We start from the raw sequence: 21,220 nt of genomic DNA, 5'->3' as shown, positions 1-21,220 counted from the left end.
TGCTAATCCGGAATCCTTAATTTTCACGGCGAATCAGCTTCGCCTCGTTGTGCCCGTGTCCGGTGAGATCCTGGATGGAGCCCAACGCCTCGCGCAAGCTCGCGAACTTCTCGAAGAAACGGGTGGGCACGAGGTTGACGCCCTGCGCGCCGCTGCCAGGCGCGGATTCCTCGACGATGCGCACACGCGCCTCGCCATCCAGCCGCGCCACCATGAACGCTGCCACGTGGCGCGCGCCGTAGAAGTAGTCGTGCGTTTCGATCGGCGTGATGCCCTCGGTCGGCTCGCTGTGGTACTGGCCGGGCCGGCTCGTGAGTACGATATACATGTGCTCTCCGGTTTTGCGCTCTTGCGCTGTTCTTGTGGGCCCGCGCGCCCGGCGCTCAGGCCTCGACGGGCAGTTCGTCCTGTTCCAGTTCGATGTCGTGTTCGATCCATAGCTGACACGCCAGCCGGTAACCGGCTTCGAGCCGCTCGCCCAATTGCTTTTTCTCCTTCCAGTTGGGCGGCGGCAACTGCTCGCCGCCGGAGAGCACGCGACACGCGCAGCGCGCGCATTTGCCCATGCCGCACTCGTAGCGCAAATGCGGAAACGGAAACTGCTTGATGCCCGCGCGAACGACCAGATTGGTGTTTTCCTTGACTTCCCCCCGGTGGGCTTCCCCGTTCCTGTGGAACACGACGACTGGCATGCATCCTCCTCTGACCTAAGCGGCTGGCCTTCTCGCACCGTTGCTCGGGCCATGAATGCAGTGTAACTCATTTTTGAACATTGTATACCGTTTTAAAAACACGCCAGAGTGCGCACGATAAAAGTGGCGCGGATACGCAAATCAGCACTCCGGATTCCACGGCCTCTGGCCAGTGAATCCATTTACGTATACCGTATACTCATCTACACGCATGATGCACGCTTTATTCACCCACCATCAAGGACACGCCCCATGATTCACCTCACCGATCAGCAGATCGACGAACTCATCGATTTCGAACAAGCCATGCCAGCGCTCGCCAGCGCCTTTCGCGAGCAGGCCCGTGGCAAAGCCGCGATACAGCGTCGCGTGCGCACCGAGGCGGGCGCGACCAAGCTCTCCACACTGGGCGCGGTGCTGCCCGAAGCCGATGTGGCGGCCGCCAAGGTCTACACGACCCTTCGCGGCCAGTTCAATTTCGTGATCGTGCTGTTTCGCGCCTCCGACGGCCAATGCCTCGCCACGCTCGACGCGAACGCCATCACGCGCTTGCGCACGGCCGCCACCACCACGCTTGCCGTCAAGCGCCTTGCGCGCACCGACGCGCAAACCGCGACGATCTTCGGCACCGGCGTGCAAGGGCGCGCCCACGCGCATGCGATTGCCCGCTTCACGAATCTGAAGACGCTGCGCATTGTCGGCATGGAAGGCCACGCCGAACTGGCTCACGCGCTCAACGACGCTTATGGCGCGCAAGGCGTGCAGGCCCGCGCGATCGAAGCCGGATGCGCAGCCGAGGCCCTCGACGACGCCGATGTCATCATCACGGCCACGCGCGCCACCACGCCGCTTTTCGACGGCCGGGCGCTGAAGCCGGGCGCATTCGTTGCCGCCATCGGCTCCAGCCTGCCGCACGCTCGCGAACTCGACGACACGACGCTCGCGCGCGCTAGCCGTATCGTGGTGGAGTTGCGCGATCAGGCGCGCGAGGAAGCCGGCGATCTCGTGCTGGCCGCGCCGGGTGTGGTGGACGATTCGAAGCTCGCCGAGCTAGGCGACGTGCTGGAGAACGCCGCGCGCGGCCGGCAGCGCGATGATGAAATCATCGTCTACAAGGCGGTGGGGATCGGGCTTCAGGATGCGGCGCTCGCGGCGCTGGCGTATCGCGCCTTTGAGGCGCGCGCGAAGTAAAAATTGAAAAGCAGCGGGCCGGCGGTTTCCGCCGGCCCTGGATCACACTAACGCCCCCTCATCCCGCCCGCGAGCGCCGCAAGCCCAGGCGCTGCGCGAACGGCACGAACACCACCAGCGCGGCCATCGCGATGCTCAGGAGCCAGTGCGCGAAACGCTCGTTGCCGGCACCGTCGCCGAGCACGTCCGCCCCCGCGCGCAGCGCCTGCGCCACATGAGGATCGGCGAGCAGCATGTCGGCCGCGATCCAGCCGAGCAGCGCGGAACCCAGCCAGATCGTCAGCGGAAAACGCTCGATCACGCGCAGCATCACCGTGCTCCCGAGGACGATGGCGGGCGCGCCCACGGCGAGCCCCGCAAGCACGATCGGCATGCGCGAGGCCTCCGGCAGGGTCTGCGCCACGGCGGCCGTCGCGAGCCCGTTATCGAGGCTCATCGCGAAGTCGGCGAAAAGAATCAGCATGACGGCGCGCCAGAGTGCTTTCGCGCCGGGCGCGGCGTCGGGCTGTGCATCGGCTGCGTGATCCTCGCGCAACAACTGCATGCCGATCCATGCGAGCAACAGCCCCGCAACGATATGCATATACGGAATCGCGAGCAGAAAGCCGATCGCATACACCATCACGAAGCGCAGCACGACGCCGAGCCCCGTGCCGAGCCACACGCCGGCACGCCGCTGCTGCGGCGGCAGCGAGCGGCATGTCATCGCAATGGCGATGGCGTTGTCGCCGCCGAGCAGCAGGTTGATGAAGACGATCTGCAACACGGCGAGCGCGTGATGCCCGAAATCCGCCGGAAGGTCCTGCATGAGTGCAGCCATTTGCATCGGAGCGTGCCCTCACGCGAACGCGACGGCCGCGAGCGTCGCGACCACGAGACCGCACACCACGGGCAGGAACAGCGCGCGCACCGCGTCGAGCACGGGCACGCGCGCAAAGCCGGTGACCGCGATGAGCGACGACCACGCCACGAGCGTGCCGCCGCCCGTCCATACCGCGCCCATCTGGCCGATCGCGGCAAGCGTCGCGGCGGGCAGATGCACCATCGGCGCGAGCGCGCCCGCGAGCGAGCCGGTGAGCGGCAGGCCCGCGAAACCCGAGCCGTCGATGCCGGTAATCATGCCCATCAGCAGGACACCGAACGAAACGAACAGCGGATTCTGCGGTATGACCTGGCTGCATGCCTGCACGAGTTCGAACAGGAACGACGGCACGTGCGCGCCCGCGGCCACGCCGAGAATCGGACCGGCCGTGCTCGCGTCGCCCACGAAGAAGAAGCCCGCGATCGGCAGCACGGCGCCCATCGCCTTGAACGCGAACACGAAGCCGTCGATGATGTGCTCGGCCGTGCGGTCGAGAAAGCCCTTGCGCCCGTGCGAAAGCGTGGCGAGCATCATGAGCACCGCCGCCATGCCGCCGATCAGCGCCGCCGCGTCGCCGCCGCGAATCGCACCGGAGCCGATCATGTCGGGGCGCATCATCACCACCACCACCGCGAGAAAGGCGAGCGGCGTGACGAGTGCGAACACCTTCGACCACAACTCGCGGCGATCGATCAGCACGCCCGCGGCGACGGGCGTCATCTGGAGCGCCGCGCCGCCGAGCGCCTGGGGCGCGATCGACAGCGATGCAAGCGCCGGTGCGGCGTCGCCGTGCCTGAACGGCGCATGTCCGTCACGGGCATCCTGACCGCCGCGATCTTCCAGAGCATCGCGATCTTCTTCGAGTGCGCCGCTCGTGCCGCGCGCCAGTTCCGCCTTCGCGAAGCTGCCCTGATGCTCCTGAGCGGCTTCATCGACCGCATCTTCCGCCTCCCATGCGACGAGGTTGGCCGCCGAGGGCGCATTCACGCGGCCGCGCACCACGAAGAACCACGTGAGCGTGAGCGCGACCGCGCCCACCACGAGCGAGAGGCCGAATGCGGTGTTCGCCACGGCGAGCATGTCGGCGCCCGCCGCTTTCGCGCTGATGCCGGGCGCGACCTTGATCACGTAGTCGGACGAGAGCGCCATACCCTGCCCCGCGATCGCGATGGCAGCCGCGGCGCCGAGCGGCGGCAAGCCCGCATACACGGCGGCCGGAATCAGGATCGCGCCCACGAGCGGCACGGCGGGCGTGGGCCAGAAGAACAGGGAGATGAGGTAGGTGATGAGCGCGAGAATGAAGAACGCCACATGCCCGTTGACCATGATGCGCTTGAATGGGCGCACCATGCGCACGTCGGCGCCGAGCGCGCGCAGGCCGTTGAGCAGCGCCGTCATGAGCGCGATCACGAGAAAGATATTGAACAGTTCGTGAGCGGCGATCAGACTGCCCATGAAGATGGCCTGAAAGCCGGTGAGCAGCTTGCCGGACCATGCGAACGCCACCGCGAAGGTCGCGAGAATCGCGGGCACGACGACGTTGGCGCGAAAGATCATCGTCGCGATGATCGCGACGACGCCAGCCAGATAGCAAAAGTGGGCTGGCGTCAGGACTGCGATGGAATGCATGGGATGCCTCAGCTCGTGATGGTGTCGGGGACGATGGAGCGTGGATTCAATACTATGGGCATTGCATCGTGGCCAAAAAAACGGCCGGAAAAATCGTGCGGACTGTGTTTATTCGAAGGCGCGCCCGCGCGAAGCGCGCCTCGTGAAGCGTGCCTCGTGTTTCGCGCGCGGTGTGTCAAATCCCGGCGGGTGCGGGCTGCGGGTGCTGGAACGTGAAGCTGTCCGCGTACAGGTAGCGCACGCTCGCGCCATGCGCGAGAAACGCGCGCCGCGCGTCGGCGATCATGCCGGGCGAGCCGCACAGGTACAGCGCGTGCTCCGAGAGATCGGCGTGATCGGCGAGCACGGCGTCCTGCACATAGCCGCGCGCGCCGGCCCACGCTTCCCCCGCGCGCGAGAGCACGGGCACATAACGAAAGTCCTCGTGGCGCGCGGCCAGTTGCGAGAAATGCTCGTGCAAATAGAGGTCGGCTTGCGTGCGCGCGCCCCAGTAAAGATCCACTGGCGGTGCGTCGCCCGCGGCGAGGATCGCGGCGAGCATGCTGGCGAGCGGCGCCGCGCCCGTGCCCGTGGCCGCCATCACGATCGGGCGATAGTCCTCGTCGTGATAGCCGAAGCCGCCGAGCGGTCCCTCGACATCGAGCGCGTCGCCCTCACGCAGCGCGCCGAGCAGCGTTTGCGTGAAGTAGCCGCCCTCGATCTCGCGAATCTGCAATTCGACGTGGGCGTCGCCGGGCTGCGAGGCCATCGAGAAGCTGCGCGAGCCGGCCTCCCCCAGCAGCACATTCAGATACTGGCCAGGCCGAAAGACGAAAGGCGCGCCATCGTCGAAGGCGAGCACAAGGCGCGTGACGTCGCCGCACAGCTTTTGCGTGCGCACCACCGTTGCGCGGCGGCGCCGCGCGGGCGCCGGAGCGTCGAGCATGCGCTCGGTGCTGATCGCCAGATCCGCTTGCGCGCGGGCCTGGCACATGAGCGCGTAACCTTGCGCCGCCTCCTCGGGTGCGAGCGCGAGCGGCGGCTCGTCGTAGTGCACGCTCCCCTGCACCAGTTTCACGCGGCAGGTGCCGCAGCCGCCGAACTCGCATTCGGCCGGCAGCGTCACGCCCGCGCGCCGCGCGGCTTCAAGCACCGTTTCCGTTGCGCACGCAACGAAACTGCTTTGCGCCTCGATCCATGTGACACGAAAGCTCGTGGACGTCACGTCGGGCCTCGCTTCTCAGAGCTTGATGTCGGGTTGCACGAGCACTTCGCGGCCGCTTTCGCGCAACAGGTCGCGCAGCGCCCCGAGCGCGGCGAGACCCGCCTGCGTGTCCTGCTCGCCGTTGCCGCCCGAGAGGCCCACGCCGCCCACCACCTGCTGGTCCACGACAATCGGAAAGCCGCCCACGAAGGCCGCAAAGCGCCCTTCGAAGCTCCATTGAATGCCGAACGCCTCGTTGCCGGGCAGCGCGGGGCCGTTGGGCGGCGTGGTGAACAAATGCGTGGAGCGCTTGTGGCCTGCGGCCGTGAAGGCCTTGTTCCAGGCGATCTGCGGACCGGTGATGCGGCCGCCGTCCATGCGTTCGAGCGCGAGCGGAAAGCCGCCTTCGTCGACCACGCAGATCGACTCCAGCACGCCGATCTGCTGCGAGCGTGCGATAGCCGCAGCGATCATGTGGCGGGCTTCGGCCAGTTCGAGTTTGAAAAATGCTTTCATGGCAGGGTAACGATATCGATGAGAAAAAGAGTGACGCGCCGTGTCAGACGCACCGTCACACGCCGCGATAGACGGTCTTGGTCTGGAAGTAGAACTCGAGCCCGTCGCGCCCCGACTCGCGGAACGTGGCCGTGCTCGAACGCTTGAGCCCGCCAAACGGCGCGTTGACGAGGTTGCCCGTGGTCGTGCGGTTGATCTTCACGGTGCCCGCCTCGATGTCGTTCGCAAAGCGGTGCATGAGTTGCGCGTCGCGCGTGACGAGCGCGGCGGCAAGCCCGTACTCGCTGTCGTTCGCCACGGCAATGGCGTCGTCGTAATCGTCCACGTCGATCACGGCGATCACCGGCCCGAAGATCTCCTCGCGGGCAATGCGCGCGTCGCGGGGCACGCCGGAAAATATCGTCGGCATAACGAAATAGCCGTGTGCGTATTCGCCGTGCATGAACTGCTCGCCGCCGCACACGAGCGTGGCCTCCGTCTTGCCGACCGCGATATAGTCGAGCACGGTGCGCAACTGACCGGCCGTGGCGAGCGGGCCCACGTCCACGCCCGGCGTCATGCCGTTGCCGACCACCAGCGCGGCGGCCCTGGCCGCGAGGCGCTCGACGAACCCGGCGCGGATCGCGCGCGCCACCAGCACGCGGCTCGTGCCCGTGCAGGCCTGGCCCGCGAGCGAAAAGCCGCCCTTGATGGTGAGATCGACGGCACGGTCGATCTCGTCCGCGTCGAGCACGATGAGCGGATTCTTGCCGCCCAACTCCATTTGCGTGCGCGTGGAGAGCGAGGCCGCGCGGTGAATCTGCTCGCCCGCCGCCGTCGATCCCGTGAAGGAGATCGCCCGCACTTCACGCGCACCGACGAGTGCGGAGCCGATCGCGCCTGCGCTGCCCGTGACGAAATTGAGCACGCCCTTCGGAATGCCCGCTTCAACGAACGCCTCGGCGAGGCGCAGCCCGCTCAGCGGCGCGTCCGATGCGGGCTTGAACACCACGGTGTTGCCGCAGATGAGCGCAGGGGCGATCTTGCGCGCGGGAATCGACACCGGAAAATTCCACGGCGAAATCACGGTCACGACGCCGAGCGGTTCGCGCACGGTATAGACCATCATGCCCCCGTCGTCGCTCGGATAAGTTTCGCCGCCGTATGACTGCGCTTCGACGGCATAGAAGCGCAGGGTCTGCGCGGCACGCACGAATTCGTCTTTCCCGAGCGCCTTTTGCTTGCCCTCCTCGCGCGTGAGTTCTTCGCCAAAGCGGTCGGCGTGGCGTTCGAGGTAGGCCGCCGCGTCGAGCAGGATCTTCGCGCGCGCGGCCGGTGCCAGGCGCTTCCACGCGCCAAAAGCCGAAGACGCGGCGCGCACGGCTGCGAGCGCGTCCGCTTCGGTGCTGGCCTGAAAGCGGCCCACCACGTCGCGCGTGTCGGCGGGGTTGACGTTGTCGAATGTGGCGCCCGCGAGGCTCGCGCACCATTCGCCGTCGATGTAGTTCAGAAACGTGGGAACGTTAGTCATGAATGCAACGGTCCTGCTAGTTAAGGTCTTGACCGCGCGCGGGCCGCCGCTGCCCGCGCCGCAATGGCGCGGCGCGTGGGCGCCCCGGCGCGTGCGTGGCGCTCAGGCCGCGAGGCCCAGTTCCGGCAGCGGAATTTCCTTTTCGACGTAGTCGTAATAGAGCGCCGTGGTGTACAGCAGACGCATTTGCGCCCCCACCTCGCAGATCTTCAGGCAGCGCTGCTGAAGCTCCGGCGTGTTCGCATGCTCCAGCACGATCTGATAACCCCGTTCGCCGTGAATCTCGTCGGAAACGATATGGAGATCGAAGAACTCGACTTCCTCGTCGGTGAACTTGTACAGGTCGCGCAGTGTGGGCGTCTGCTTACGGTAAATGGACGGCACCTGCGATTCGAGCCCGACCACCAGCGCCGCCACCGCCACCACCGGGTCCTCGCGCATCGCCACCGAATAGCACCAGCCCTGGAGGCCGCGCGTGGTGGGCGACATGTTGTCGGGGTCGACTACGCGCTCGCGCGTCGTGCCGCACGCTTCGGCAAAACGGATCAGCAAGTCGGTGTGGCGGTCGCCGCCAATCTCTTCCTCGTACATGTTGGCGAGCAGGAAGTCCTTCGCCTCGGTCATGTGGTCGGGCGTGCGCGCATACAGGTAGCCCAGGTAGTCGGCGAACGGCCCGACATAGTGGTAATGGTTTTCGGCCCAGCGGGCGAGATGCGCGCGCGTGAGCTTGCCGCTCGCCCACGCGATGCTGAATGGCGCCTTGTTGGCGCTCTTGCCCTTGATTGCCTCTTCGAGTGCCGCGCGGAAGGTCTCGCGGTCCATCAGCTCTGCCATGTGTGACTCCTTCGTTCAGGGTTGGAAATCCGCCGCGCAATGGCAGCGGATCAGTGGTTTGATTCGTTTCAGTACACTGTATACAACATTTCTGGGAAAGCCAACCCCGCAAAAATCCCAGGTGCGGCTAGAACGCGTGGCGCAAGCCGATCCCGACTGCCGACTGCATGTTGCTGCTCGACGCTGCGATGAACTGCGTGACCTGTGCGACCTGCGCGTCGCCCAGCGCGCGCTGCATCGTGGCGAACGCATAGAGCTGCGTGCGCTTCGAGAGCGCGTAATTGAGCACGGCGTTGTACTGGAGGTAGCGCGGGTCGCCGTCGTTCGCGTCCACGGAGCCGTCCGTGTAGGTCACGCCCAGCCCCGCCGAGAGCGCCGGGGTGAAGAACACCATGCCGTTCACTTCGTAGTTCATGAAGTTGACGTCCTGCCCTTCGAAGCCCTGCTTGTATTCGACATGGGTGATGTCGCCGCTCAGCTTCACCTTGCCGAACTGATACGAGGCGCCGCCGCCCACCGTGAAGAACGAGTGAGCCGCGAGCGCGAACTCGCCCACGGCCGAGTTCGTCTCCTTCCAGAACGTGCCCGGCGAGAGGTTGCCGGGCTGACGCGCGTAAGTCATGCCGAAGCCCGCGTAGAGCGGCCCGTCCGCATAGCTGCCGCCAAGACTCCACATGCTGTTGCTGCCGAAACTGCCCGCCACGCCGCCGAAGCTGTACATTGCGCTGCCCGTGAAGCCGCCGTAGCTGTTGGCGTAGCGCACCGCGTTGTTCACGCGCACGCCGCGGTTCGTCAGGTCCATGTCGCCGGGGTGCTCCATGTAGACGGACCAGTCGGCGGACGTGAGTTGTGCCACGTAATCGACCATCGACTCGTACTGGCGGCCGAACGTGAGGCGGCCCAGACGATCGTTCTCGAGACCCACATACGCCTGGCGGCCGAACATCAGGCCGCCCTGGCCGAGCGAGCCGTCGGTCACGTCGAAGCCGTTTTCGAGCCGGAAGATCGCCCGCGTGCCCCCGCCCAGGTCCTCCGTGCCGAGCAGGCCGAAGCGGCTGCCCCGCGTGGTGCCGCTCGCCATCGCGTACGAGCGGCCGCCGCCCTGATTGCTCGTGTAGATCGCCGAGACATCGATCAAGCCATACAGCGTGACGCTGCTCTGCGCGTGCGCCGTCGTCGACGCCAACGGCGTTGCCGCGAGGCACGCGAGCCCTGCCTGACGCCAGAAAGTCCTTTTCATCCGGGATTCCTTTTTCGTTGAAAGATGAGCGGTAACAGGACGCAAGCGCCTCGCTCCAAGGCGCTTCCACATTCATAAGTATTCTGTATACAAAAAAGCAAAGCGCAATTCGACAAAAAAAGACTTCGCTTTTGGCACCACGGGGGGAGACAGCGGAAGGCGCAACCGCGAACGGGCGACACTCTACGCGGCGCAAGCCGGCGCTGAGGCTTCGGTTCGAAGCCTTAGCCGGGCTTTTGCGTGAAAGTTCAGCGCGGCGCGTTCGGCACCGCTTGCGCGACCGCCGGGGCGCCCGCCTGCGCATGCGGCTCGGCTTCGGCGGGCTCGACGGCTTCGATGTCGTCGAGCGCGATCCCGTTCGTCTCGGGCAACACCCATGCGGCGAGGACGACGAACACGTAGCCCACCCCCGCCACGAGCGGTATTGCGAATGTGAGCGTGAAATGCCCGCTCGCGAGCCAGCCCGCCGTGAACGGAAACACGGAGCCGATCACGCGTCCCACGTTGTACGCGACGCCATAGCCGGTCGCGCGAACCGCATGCGGATAGGTCTCCGCGATGGTTGCCGCCACGCCCGAAAACGTGCCCTGCATGAGCACGCCCAGCAGGAAGCCCAGCACGAGCATGACCGGCGTGGGCGCGTCGACCTGCATGTAGGCGATGCTCAGAACGAACGCGCCAAGCGCGAAGATGATGTAGGTCGGGCGGCGGCCGATCCGATCGGTGCACCACGCGCCGAGCGCATAGCCCGCGAGCGACCCGCCTATCGTCACGGCGAGCCACAGCCCCGTGCCCGTGACCGAAAGGCCGCGCTCGGTCTTGAGCCACATCGGCATCCACGTGGCGATGGCGTAGTACGCGCCGAGCATGCCGCCCGAAAGCAGGCTGCACCAGAACGTGCGTGCGGCAAGGCGACCGCTCAGCACTGTGCGCAAGGCACTGCCGGGACCGGCCGCGCGGCGCGTCGCGAGCGTCCGCGAAAACGATTCGGGCTCCTGTAGATTGCGCCGCAGCCAGATCACGAGCAGCGCGGGCAGGATGCCCACGAACAGGCACACGCGCCACGCCCACTGCGGCGGCAGCCAGTTGAATAGCGCGCTGTAGGCGAGCGCGGCGGCGGCCCAGCCGAACGAATAGCTGCTCGCCGTGAAGGCCGAGAACTTGCCGCGATGCGCCGGGTTGCGAATCATCTCCGTCACCAGCACCATGCACAGCGACGACTCGCCGCCGAAGCCCAGCCCCTGCACCGCACGCAGGATCGCGAACTGGGTGGGGGAATTGGCGAAGCCGCAAGCGAAACACGAGATCGCGAACAGCGCGATGGTCCAGCGCAGGATGCGCACGCGCCCGTAGCGGTCCGCCAGCAGCCCCGCGCCTATCGCGCCAACGAGCGAGGCGATCAGCGTCCACGTGACGATGCTGCCCGCCGTGGCTTTGCTCATGTTCCACGTCTGTAGCAGCACGGGAATGAGGAACGAATAGATCATGAAGTCGTAGACGTCCACGGCATGACCGACGAAGGCGCCGGCGAAAGCCCGTTTTTCGTTTTTCGACAGTGAGGTAAGCCAGGACATGAGCGTAAGCTCCGTTAGCAGTCGGGAAATGGAGTCAGCACGCGGGCGGCGCGTAAGCGTAGCCGGCGGCTTCGAGCAGGCTCGCCACGCGAATCGAGCGCAGGTCGTGATAGCGGGGCGCCACGATCTGCACGCCTACCGGCAGGCCCAGCGCCGTGCGCCCGGCGGGCGCGACCGTCGAAGGCAGGCCGCACAGGCCGGAATGCCCTGCCCAGAAGAGTTGCGTGGTAAGCGGCTGCGGCTTGCCGTTGACGCTCAGCGTGCGCTGCCACGGCGCGAGCGCTTCGTCGAGCGGGAACGCCGCCGTGGCGGCGGCCGGGCACAGCAGCACGTCCACGTGCTCGAACAGCGCGCGCCACGCGGCGGCATAGCGCTCGCGCAGCGGCTGGAGCTTGAGCCAGTCGCGATGGCGCAGCGCCGCGCCCACATGCTGAAGCGAGGCGTAACTCGTGTCGTGCGGCGGCGCGACGTCGGCCGCGCGCACGGAGGCGGCGTAGGCGTCGTCGCCGAGATAACCGCAGGTCGAGGCGCGCAACAGCAACGTATAAGTGCGCAAAAGCTCGGCGGCGTCCAGTTGCGGTCGCGCGTCCCAGACCACGCGTGCGCCCCGCTGCTCCAGCGCCTGCCCCAGCGCGACGATGCAGCGCTCCACTTCCGCATCCACTTCCGCCACCGGATGATTGCTCAGTATGCCGAAGCGAATCTGCCGCAAATCCATCGCCTCGCAACGGGGCAACGCGTAGTGCACGGCGCAGGCGGCCTCGGCGTCCGGCCCCGCGATGGCGGCCAGCACGAGTTCGAGGTCGGCGGCGCTGCGGGCGAGCGGCCCCGCCACATTGATGTCGGGCAGCGCGACGCCGCCGGGCAAGCCGTGCCCTTCGAGCGAAACGAGGCCGTGCGTGCTCTTGTGCGAGAAGATGCCGCAATAGTGCGCGGGATTGCGGATCGATGAGCCGATATCGGAGCCCACGTCGAAGTACGCCATGCCCGCGCACACCGCGGCCGCACTGCCGCCCGACGAACCGCCCGGCGTGCGGGCATGGTCGTGCGGATTGCGGGTAGTGCCGTAGAGGTCGTTGTAACTCTGCCAGTCGCGCAGCCACAGCGGCACGTTGGTCTTGCCGAGCAGCACGGCGCCCGCGTCGCACAGGCGCTGCACCACGCTCGCGTGGCGCGCGGCGAGATTGCCGCGAAACGCCGGGTCGCCCACCGTGGTGGGCCAGCCCGCCACGTCGAACGACTCCTTGATCGTGAACGGCACGCCGTGGAGCGGACCGCGCGAGCGCCCTGCCGCCAGTTCGGCGTCGCGCTCGCGCGCGACGGCGTGCGCGCGCTCGAAATCGCTGACCACGACGGCATTGATGGTCGGGTTCTGCTCGCGCCACGCCGCCTCGCAGGCGGCGACCAGCGCGCTCGAACTGACCTCTTGACGGCGCATCGCGGCAGCGGCGGCCGCAATCGTGGCATGACGCCACGGCGCTGCGCCGGGCTGGGTTTGCGGGGCCGCGCCCGTGGGGCGGGCGGCGGCCAGGAACTCGGACATGGCTTTGCCTTGGTCGATAGTATTTTGTATACCGTCTCAAGACAAATTTACGTTGTCAAGGGAGAAAAGCAGGAGCCAGGCAAACGGGGGACGCAACCGGCTGGTCCGGCCGCGCGCCCCCTCGGGCTTTCGGGCCTCGCGGCGGCGCGCGCCGGTCGGCTCTCGGCGTTGTGCTTCGCTGCAAAGTCGCTCACTTCGTTCCGAGCAGCCGCCACATCGAAGCCGTAATGCGCTGGCGCGCCGCGCCGTAATCGCGCCACGCATCGGCGCGCGGCCCCTCCAGCCGCTCGCGCAGGTTCGCCACGTTCCACTGGTCGCCGCTCGTGAGCGTATGCAGTTCGTCCCATCCGACCGGCACGGAAACGCCGAGACCGGGCCGGGCGCGCGGCGCGTAAGCCGCGATGGTGCTCGCCCCGCGCCCATTGCGCAGGTAATCCACGAATACCCGGCCCTTGCGGTTTTGTGCGCCCATCCTGGCGCTGAAGCGCTCGGGCAGCGTCGCGGCCATGTAGTTCGCCACCACGCGCGCAAAGTCCTTCACCTCGTCCCAGCCGGCGTGGCGCGTGAGCGGCACGACCACGTGCAGCCCCTTGCCGCCGCTCGTCTTGCACCAGGCGCGCAAGCCCAGCGCTTCGAGCAGTTCATGCGTGAGTTGCGCGGCCTCCAGCATGCGCTCCCAGGCGAGCGACGCACCGGGGTCGAGATCGAACACGATCCGGTCGGGCTTCTCGATGTTCGTGGTGAGCGCATTCCAGGTGTGCAGTTCGATGGCGTCCATCTGGGCCGCGCCCACCAACGCCCTTGCGGAGTCCAGCGTCAAGAGCGGCGCGTGGCCAGGGTCGAGGCCCGCGTGTTGCGTGGCGTGCGGAATCTGCAATGCCTTGGCGTGTTTCTGGAAAAACAGCTCGCCGCCCACGCCCCTGGGCGCGCGAGCAAGCGCGACGGGCCGCCTTTTCAGTTGCGGCAGCAACCATGGCGCGATCCATTCGAAGTAGCGAACGAGGTCGATCTTGCGCAGCCCGCTGCGCGCATCGATCACCCGTTCGGGGTGGGTGATGCGCACGCCGGCCACCTCGGCTTCATCGTGCGCGGCGCGGCCTGGACTGCGCGAGCGCGCGTGACTCGCCCCATTCCCAACGCCCTTGCTTGCCCCCGACGCCTTGCTCACCGGTTGCACCTGCGCTTCGCGCACGATGCTTCGCGCAGGCTTGTCCTCGCGCAGCCCGGCGAATGACGCCTGACGCACCACGCCCGCGCTCGTCCATGTCTTGAAGCGCACTTCAGCCACGAGATCCGGGCGCACCCAATGCGCGCCTGCGCGCTGCCCGGCAGCGGGCACGGCCGCGAACGGCGAGCGTTTGCGCTCACGCTTGCGCAGTTCGGCCGCCAGTGAATCGAGCCGCGTCGCGTCGAAGCCCGTGCCCACCTTGCCCGCGTACTGCAACGCGCCCTCGCCGTCGTACACGCCGATGAGCAGCGCGCCGAACCCTTCGCGGCCGCCCTTCGGCGCCGTATAGCCGCCGATCACGAATTCCTGCCGCCGCGCACAGCGCAGTTTGAGCCAGGCCGCGCTGCGCGTGGACGTGTAACGGCTGTCGCGCCGCTTGGCGACGAGTCCTTCGAGATTCGCCTCGCAGGCGGCCGTGAGCAGCGTCTGCGGTTCGCCTTCGAAAGCTTCGGAAAAACGCAGCGCGTCGTGCGGCTGCGCGGCCAGCAGCGCCGAGAGCTTCGCGCGCCGCACGTCGAGCGGCGCCCCGCGCAGGTCCCGGCCGTCGAGCCAGGGCACATCGAAAAGCCAGAACGTGATGGCGTCGGCGCGGCCCGCGTCGAAGGCGTTCTGTAGCGCCTGAAAGTCGGGCACGCCGTTCGCGTCGAGCACCACGGCCTCGCCGTCCAGCCACGCCGAATCGAGGTCGAGCGCGTGCAACGCCTGAACCTGGCGCGGGAATTTCGCCGTCCAGTCGTTGCCGGTTCGCGTGAAGATGCGCACATCGTGCTTGCCGCGCGCCTGGCGCTCGATGCGTGCAAGAACGCGGTAGCCGTCGAACTTCAGTTCGTATAACCAATTGTCTCCGTGAGGCAGGGCTTCGGCCGGGGTGGCGAGTTGCGGAGCGAGCGTGGCCGGCAGCGGCGCGTCCTGCGCTTTCGCCTTCATTTTTGTTTTCGCTTTCGCTCCCCGGCCCGCATGCGCGCTGCCGCTCGTCGCGTCGTCCACCACGTGAAATACCTCCTCGCTCACGGCCTCTTCGTCGCGCTGTTTGATGAGCAGCCAGTTTTCGTGCTTGCCGTCATGCATGGGGCTGCGCACGAGCGCCCAGCCGCCATGCAGCTTGTCGCCCTCCAGCATGAACTTGAGCACGCCGCGCGCATAGCCTTCGCGCGCGCCGCGCAAGCCGCCCTCGGGACGCCACACGCCGTGGTCCCAGATCGCCACCGTTCCCGCGCCATAGCTGCCTTCGGGAATGCGCCCTTCGAACGTCCCATAGTCGAGTGGATGGTCCTCCACGTGCACCGCCAGACGCTTCACGGCCGGGTCGAGGCTCGGCCCCTTCGGCACGGCCCATGACTTGAGCGCGCCGTCCAGTTCGAGGCGAAAGTCGTAGTGCAGCCGCCGTGCGTCGTGCCGCTGGATCACGAACGACGCCGCGCCGTCGGGGAGCCTCGCGGACCATCGCGCGGCGCGACCTCGCGGTTCGGGTGTGACGTCGAAACGGCGTTTCGCTTCGTAGTCTTGCAACCGGGGTTTCATCGGCGCTCCTGTGCGGGTGCGCGCATGGCCATGCCTGTTCCACGCAGATTCCACGCATGTCGATGCACGCGCGGGTCACGCCGCGCGGCGGCTGCGCTTCGGCGTGCTCCCGTGAGGCGGCGCGCCGCCGTCGCGGGTCTCGCCGGTATGGCCGCGGCTGCCGCCGCGCTTGCCGAGACTGCGCTTGAGCAGTTCGGAAAGATCGACAATGTCGGCGCTGCGCCGCTCGTGCGTCGCGGCCTCCACATGCGTGACTTCGTGGGCCTTGCCTTCGCGCACCTTGCGCTCCGCCAGTTCGAGAATCGCGTCGCGATAGGTGTCGCGATACGCTTCGGGCTGCCAGTCCGTGCTCATGTCGTCGATGAGCTTGCGCGCCATCTGCAACTCATGCGCGCTCACGCCCGCCGCTTTCGCGCTTGCGGGCAAGCTCTGCACCGCGTCGAACTCGCGCACTTCGGTGGACCAGCGCAGCGTTTGCAGCGCAAGCGCGGGGCCCGCCGCCACGAGCGCCGCGAGATGCTGACGGCTGTGCAGCACGACGTTCGCAATGCCGATCTTGCTGCTCGCCGCGAGCGCGTCGCGCAGCAGCGCATAGGTCTTGCCGGCGCGCTTGTCGGGCGCGAGCCAGTAAGGCGTGTCGAGATAAAGAAACGACACCTGGGCGGCCTCGACGAATCCGAGCAGATCCACCGTTTGCGTGGCCTCGGGGCTCGCGGCCTTGATCTCCTCGTCGGCAATCACGACATAGGCGCCCTTTTCGTACTCGTAGCCGCGCACGATGTCGTCGTGCTCCACGGGCTTGCCGGTGCGCTTGTTGATTTGCCGGTAGCCGACCGGGTCCAGCGTGCGCCGGTCCAGCAGATTGAACCCCGTGCGCTCGCTCTGGGTGGCCGGGATCACCTCCACCGGCACGTAGACCAGCCCGAAACTGATGGCGCCCTTCCAGATCGCGCGCGGCATGATCGCCTCCTTGTTGCACTGCGTAAGACGCATTGCGTACTGCACATGGTGCAGGATTCGCGCAAGCGCAATGCCCGGCGCCTTCGCCGCGCAGATGGTCTAAACAGGGTCTAAACGGGACCTAACCGACTTGCGCGCCGCACCACGTTTTTTCGAACGGGCATACGCAATGCTGCTCTCATGAAAGGTTGGTATCGCCCGGGCCTCACGCGAGGCGCGAGCCACGCCCACGATCGAAGCGGAGGGAGCATGCAGGACAACGGCGCACCCGCGCTCAGTGTCGACGAGGCGCTCATCAACGAAGCACTCGAAAGCCGGCCGAACCGCCTGCCCGACTACCAGGGCGAGAGCCGCGCGCTCGCGGCCCTGTCGCAGGAAATGGCGCTCGATCCATCAGGTGTCCTGCCGATGCTGGCCAAGCTCGCGCTCACGTTGTGCCGCGCCGGTTCGGCGGGCGTGAGCTTGCCCGAAGGCAACGGTGCGACAGCCGTGTACCGCTGGTGCGCCGTGGAAGGCGCACTGGCCGGCGATCTCGGCCGCACCATGCCCGCCGGAGACTGCCCGAGCGGCGCCGCGCAGGAGCGCAACGCCATGCTGCTGTTCGACCGTCCGGCGCGCTGCTTCGCGTCGTGCCGGGAGATCGATCCGCCCATACACGAATCCCTGCATATGCCCTGGCGCGTGAACGGCCTGGCCGTGGGCACCGTCTGGGCGTACGCGCACGACCCCGCCCGGCACTTCAACGCCGAAGACGCGCGCCTGCTGCAAAGCCTCGCCACCTGCGCGAGCGCCGCGCAGCAGATGACGAACGCGCTGCGCGACGCCCAGAACGCCGGCCGCAATCTCACGCAGCAGGTCGCCGATCGCACGCGCATCTTGCAGGACATCAACACGAAGCTGCGCGACGAGGCCGCGCAACGCAAGCAGATCGAGCACGCGCTGCGCGAGAGCGAAGCGCGCCTGCAAGCGGCGATTTCCATCGAAACCGTGGGCGTGCTGTTCTTCAATCTCGACGGCAGCATGGTGGACGCCAACGACGCATTCGAGCAGATGAGCGGCTACAGCCGCGCCGACCTGCGCTCCGCCACGCACTGGGACCGGCTCGTGCCGCTCGAATTCCTCGGCGTCACCACGCGCGCGGTCACCGATCTCGCCACTTCGGGGCGCACGCAACCTTACGAGCGGCAACTGATCCGCAAGGACGGCAAGCGTTGGTGGGGCCTTTTCGCACCCACGCGGCTCTCGGGCGCGGGCATGACCTCGAAGTGCGCCGAGTTCGTGCTCGACGTCACCGAGCGCAAGCGCGCGGAAACCGAATGCGTGGAAAGCGAGGAGCGCTTTCGCGCGCTCGTGGAAGGCTTCGCCCAGGCGGTATGGGAAGCCGACGCCCAGGGGCAAACCGCCGCGGTCTCGCCGAGCTGGTCGGCCTACACGGGCCAGCCCGGCAATGAATGGCTGGGCGAAGGCTGGGCCAACGCCGTGCATCCCGCCGACCGCGACCAGGCGCTGCGCCAGTGGAAGGAAGCGGTCGCGGCACAACGTGTGGTGAACACCGAATTCCGCCTGCGCGTGGCCACGGGCGGCTGGAGGTGGACCAACGTGCGCGCCGCGCCGATCTGGGACCCGGACGGCACGATCCGCAAGTGGGTGGGCATGAACATCGACGTCGACGACCGGCGCTGCGCCCAGGAAGCCTTGCGCGAGAGCGAGGCGCGCTTTCGCGCGCTCGCCGACGCCTCGCCCGCGCTGATCTGGCAAATCGACACGCAAGGCAACACGGTCTACCTGAACCGTCGCCACCTCGGGGCCACCGGTTTCACGCCGGAAGCGTTACTCGCAGCGGGCTGGCACACGATCGTGCATCCGCTCGACCTGCCCGGCTTTCTCTCGCGCATGCAGGACGCACAGCGCGAGCAGAGCGCGTTCCAGATCCGCCTGCGCGTGAGGGTGAAGGATGGAAGCTGGCACTGGTTCGAAACCTGCTGCGCGCCGTGGCGCTCGGCCGGGGGCGAGTTTCGCGGCCACGTGAGCGTGTCGATCGACATCACCGAAGCCGTGCGCGCCGAAGACGCGCTCAAGGAAGCCGACCGCCGCAAGGACGAATTTCTCGCCACGCTCGCCCACGAATTGCGCAACCCGCTCGCGCCCATCGCCAATGCGCTGCATCTGGTCCGGCGTGGCGACTTCCCGGCGGCCTCGATGCCGATCCTCGACATGCTCGATCGCCAGGTGCATCACATGGTGCGGCTGATCGACGACCTCATGGAAGTCTCGCGCATCACGCGCGGCAAGATCGGCCTCGTGAAAGCGCCGGTGGCGCTTGCCGAGATCGTCGAGAACGCCGTGGAAACGAGCCGCCCCGTGATCGACCAGGCGCGCCACCAGCTCACCGTCACGCTGCCCGGCGCGCCGCTCGTGCTCGACGCGGACCGCGTGCGCCTCACCCAGGTTTTCGCGAACATGCTCAACAACGCGGCCCGCTACACCGACACGGGCGGCCAGATCCGGCTCGACGCCCGGCGCGAGGGCGACTGGGCCATCGTCACGCTGAGCGACACGGGCATCGGCATGACGGCCGCACAACTTCATGAGGTGTTCGAAATGTTTACGCAGATGCATCGCCTCGCGGAGCGCAGCCAGGGCGGTCTCGGCATCGGGCTCACCATGGTGCGCCATCTCGTGCGCATGCACGGCGGCACCGTCGAGGCCGCGAGCGACGGCCCCGGCAGAGGCAGCACGTTCACGGTGCGGCTGCCGCTATCGCGTCAGGCTCCGGCGCAAACGCAAGAGACGTCGCCTGTGGTTGCGCAGGGCGCGAAACCGCTGGAAGGCAAGCGCATTCTCATCGTGGACGACAATCACGACGCGGCGGACTCGCTCGCCATGGTGCTGACGAACGAAGGCGCCCAGGTGCGCGTGGTCTACGACGGCGCCGCCGCGCTCGGTGCGCTCGAACAGAGCACGCCGCAGTCCATGGTGCTCGACATCGGCATGCCCGGCATGGATGGCTACGAAACGGCGCGCCAGATCCGCCAGAATCCGAGTTTCGCCGATTTGCAGATCATCGCGCTCACCGGCTGGGGCCAGCACGCGGACCGGCTGCGCTCGCGCATGAGCGGCATCGACTCGCATCTCACCAAGCCGGTGGATTTCAAAACGCTGATCGAGTTGCTGACGGCGCGCTAAACCCGTGCACCGCCCTCTCATACGCCATTGCCGCCTGGCGTCCTGAGACGCTTCCCCTGCCCTTGCCGCGTATCGCCTCGAACACCGCAGACGTTTTGTCCGCAACAAAGCAGAGCGAGTGTGAGGACCAGGAATATCCCTGGCACACGAGTGCCGGGCACGTTGGCATACATCGAGCCATTGCGCGAAGGATGGCTGGGCTGCGCTTGGCCCGCGTGCCGTGACAGGAACACGACGTGGCGGACGATCGAGTTTTGTATGGAGGCGTAACTTCTATGAAAGTCGACGACAACCAGGCAAAGCGGAAGACAATAGCCTGACAAAATGTCTTCGAGCCACCTGGAAGTCCCGCGCAATCCGGTGAAGCGAATGCGCGCGGACTTTACCCGCCCGGCAGCCGCCTGCCACCGCCGAGCGAATTGCTCAACAGCGACCCGGCCTGCATGTTCGTCTGGTTGCGCGTGCCCGCGCCGTGGCGCTCCGACGACTTCGCCGCCAACGCGCTCGCGCGCGGCGTGAACACCATGCCCGCCTCCGCGTTCGCCGTGGACCGCTCCACCGTGGAGCACGGAGTGCGAATCAATCTCGCATGCGCCACTTCACGCGAACAACTGGCGCGCGCATTGAAGGTGCTCGCACGCACGCTGCAAGACCGCCCAAGCGCGCTGTTCGGCACGATCTAGCGCGCCTGACTCCGCGTTTACCCAGTACGCCATTTTTTCCGTCACGGACTGGTCGCGACACGTCGCGACCGGTCAAATCGACGCTCATGTTAGACAACAAAATGCGCGATGACTCACACGCATTCCGCAGACGAGGCAAGCGCTGGTGGACAATGCATCGATCTGCCGAAGCTCTGCACACATTCGGCTAGCAGGAAACAAATGAGGTACTAGAATGCATTGATGCAACTGAAGCAAAGGCAGTCTGTTCGGCCAGAACGTTTGAGAGTGTGACGTTTAGAGTCCAGTCATGGAGGTGTGCTCATGACATGCCTGAACAAAAAGATTGTCGGTGCAGTCTTTCTTATGCTGAGCGGCCATGCGTTCGCCGATGGCACCGCCATGAGCGCGCCCGAAACCATGACGCTGGCGAATATCTCGCCCATGCCCATGGAGGTCGTGCCCGCCCTGCCGGAACCACAGGCATATTTGCACCGTTATGAAATGGAATATCAGCAGGATCAGGAAAAGCCGTTTTACGCGCAAATCGAACACTTCTATAGCGCGCCAATGGCGAATGACACTTATCACTATCATTTCGTAAAGGCCGCGCCGAATGGCAATTCGCCTTCGCAGCAGGCTTCGCCCTCGGGCGATTATCTCCAGATGGGCCCCTCAACGGCCCCGCAAATCTCGATCATGCAGATTCCCAACGCCACGCTCACACTTGGCGCGCAGCCACAACGCAGACTCTCGCTGACCGTGGATGACTGGGTATTTTCCGCCACGGCGCGCGTCGCCATTCTCCATTCGCATGACACAGGGGCAACCGTTACCGTGCGGCATGGGTTTTAATTGCGCTTTTATTCATGATTTTTTATCGGTTCTT

At 66.7% G+C, this 21,220-nt stretch carries 16 protein-coding genes and 1 pseudogene; 4 read left to right on the top strand and 13 right to left on the bottom strand.

All coding sequences use genetic code 11. From position 1 onward, the window contains the following. Positions 1–16: 16 nt before the first annotated feature. Together C7402_RS11170 and C7402_RS11165 are read right to left on the bottom strand one after the other, a co-directional pair. On the bottom strand, positions 17–328 hold the full coding sequence (locus C7402_RS11170) for a hypothetical protein (protein WP_112170410.1): 312 nt from the start codon (positions 326–328) through the stop codon (positions 17–19). A 55-nt stretch (positions 329–383) separates the two neighbouring features. Beyond that, positions 384–692 carry a 2Fe-2S iron-sulfur cluster-binding protein gene (locus tag C7402_RS11165; RefSeq protein WP_116610685.1) on the bottom strand — a complete coding sequence of 103 codons (309 nt, stop codon included), beginning with the start codon at positions 690–692 and terminating at the stop codon, positions 384–386. Between the two features lie 252 nt (positions 693–944). Here C7402_RS11165 and C7402_RS11160 point away from each other — a divergent pair, with 252 nt between their 5' ends. Continuing rightward, on the top strand, positions 945–1,883 hold the full coding sequence (locus tag C7402_RS11160; protein ID WP_116610684.1) for an ornithine cyclodeaminase family protein: 939 nt from the start codon (positions 945–947) through the stop codon (positions 1,881–1,883). A gap of 58 nt (positions 1,884–1,941) precedes the next feature. On the opposite strand, the gene C7402_RS11155 is transcribed toward C7402_RS11160, so the two are convergent. The 11 genes from C7402_RS11155 to ku all read right to left on the bottom strand — a co-directional run bounded on the left by C7402_RS11155 (position 1,942) and on the right by ku (position 16,483). After that, positions 1,942–2,691, bottom strand: a complete 750-nt coding sequence (locus C7402_RS11155) for a YjbE family putative metal transport protein (protein ID WP_116610777.1) — start codon at positions 2,689–2,691, stop codon at positions 1,942–1,944. Between the two features lie 30 nt (positions 2,692–2,721). Continuing rightward, positions 2,722–4,374, bottom strand: coding sequence for a hypothetical protein (locus C7402_RS11150; RefSeq protein WP_116610683.1), 1,653 nt, complete (start codon positions 4,372–4,374; stop codon positions 2,722–2,724). Positions 4,375–4,549: 175 nt separating this feature from the next. Beyond that, positions 4,550–5,578 (bottom strand): 2Fe-2S iron-sulfur cluster-binding protein, encoded by a 1,029-nt coding sequence (locus C7402_RS11145; protein ID WP_112170414.1) that lies wholly within the window; start codon positions 5,576–5,578, stop codon positions 4,550–4,552. Positions 5,579–5,593: 15 nt separating this feature from the next. Beyond that, positions 5,594–6,073 carry a GlcG/HbpS family heme-binding protein gene (locus tag C7402_RS11140; protein ID WP_092003706.1) on the bottom strand — a complete coding sequence of 160 codons (480 nt, stop codon included), beginning with the start codon at positions 6,071–6,073 and terminating at the stop codon, positions 5,594–5,596. A gap of 55 nt (positions 6,074–6,128) precedes the next feature. Further along, a complete protein-coding gene (locus C7402_RS11135) occupies positions 6,129–7,583 on the bottom strand; it encodes an aldehyde dehydrogenase family protein (RefSeq protein ID WP_116610682.1) in 1,455 nt (484 codons plus the stop codon). Positions 7,584–7,685: 102 nt separating this feature from the next. After that, the gene (locus tag C7402_RS11130) at positions 7,686–8,417 is read right to left on the bottom strand and encodes an iron-containing redox enzyme family protein (RefSeq protein ID WP_116124107.1); all 732 of its coding nucleotides are present in this window, start codon (positions 8,415–8,417) and stop codon (positions 7,686–7,688) included. Between the two features lie 127 nt (positions 8,418–8,544). Continuing rightward, positions 8,545–9,657, bottom strand: a complete 1,113-nt coding sequence (locus C7402_RS11125) for a porin (RefSeq protein WP_116610681.1) — start codon at positions 9,655–9,657, stop codon at positions 8,545–8,547. A gap of 248 nt (positions 9,658–9,905) precedes the next feature. After that, complete coding sequence (locus C7402_RS11120; protein WP_112170418.1) at positions 9,906–11,231, bottom strand: MFS transporter; 1,326 nt, start codon at positions 11,229–11,231, stop codon at positions 9,906–9,908. A 34-nt stretch (positions 11,232–11,265) separates the two neighbouring features. Then, positions 11,266–12,774 carry an amidase gene (locus C7402_RS11115; RefSeq protein WP_116610680.1) on the bottom strand — a complete coding sequence of 503 codons (1,509 nt, stop codon included), beginning with the start codon at positions 12,772–12,774 and terminating at the stop codon, positions 11,266–11,268. Positions 12,775–12,964: 190 nt separating this feature from the next. After that, positions 12,965–15,523: a DNA ligase D gene (ligD, locus tag C7402_RS11110; protein WP_116610679.1), complete on the bottom strand. Its 2,559-nt coding sequence runs from the start codon at positions 15,521–15,523 to the stop codon at positions 12,965–12,967. A 75-nt stretch (positions 15,524–15,598) separates the two neighbouring features. Then, positions 15,599–16,483: a non-homologous end joining protein Ku gene (gene ku / locus C7402_RS11105; RefSeq protein ID WP_116610776.1), complete on the bottom strand. Its 885-nt coding sequence runs from the start codon at positions 16,481–16,483 to the stop codon at positions 15,599–15,601. Positions 16,484–16,732: 249 nt separating this feature from the next. Here ku and C7402_RS11100 point away from each other — a divergent pair, with 249 nt between their 5' ends. The 3 genes and pseudogenes from C7402_RS11100 to C7402_RS11090 all read left to right on the top strand — a co-directional run bounded on the left by C7402_RS11100 (position 16,733) and on the right by C7402_RS11090 (position 21,186). Next, positions 16,733–19,669, top strand: coding sequence for a PAS domain S-box protein (locus C7402_RS11100; RefSeq protein ID WP_165841863.1), 2,937 nt, complete (start codon positions 16,733–16,735; stop codon positions 19,667–19,669). A gap of 410 nt (positions 19,670–20,079) precedes the next feature. Continuing rightward, positions 20,080–20,352 (top strand): annotated as a pseudogene (locus tag C7402_RS11095) (aminotransferase-like domain-containing protein); the annotation flags it as partial. 303 nt (positions 20,353–20,655) lie between these two features. Beyond that, on the top strand, positions 20,656–21,186 hold the full coding sequence (locus tag C7402_RS11090) for a hypothetical protein (RefSeq protein ID WP_116610677.1): 531 nt from the start codon (positions 20,656–20,658) through the stop codon (positions 21,184–21,186). Positions 21,187–21,220 lie beyond the last annotated feature (34 nt).

Origin of the sequence: Paraburkholderia unamae (assembly GCF_003096875.1) — a bacterium.
GTDB lineage: Bacteria > Pseudomonadota > Gammaproteobacteria > Burkholderiales > Burkholderiaceae > Paraburkholderia > Paraburkholderia unamae.
This window is presented reverse-complemented; position numbering and strand designations above follow the sequence as displayed.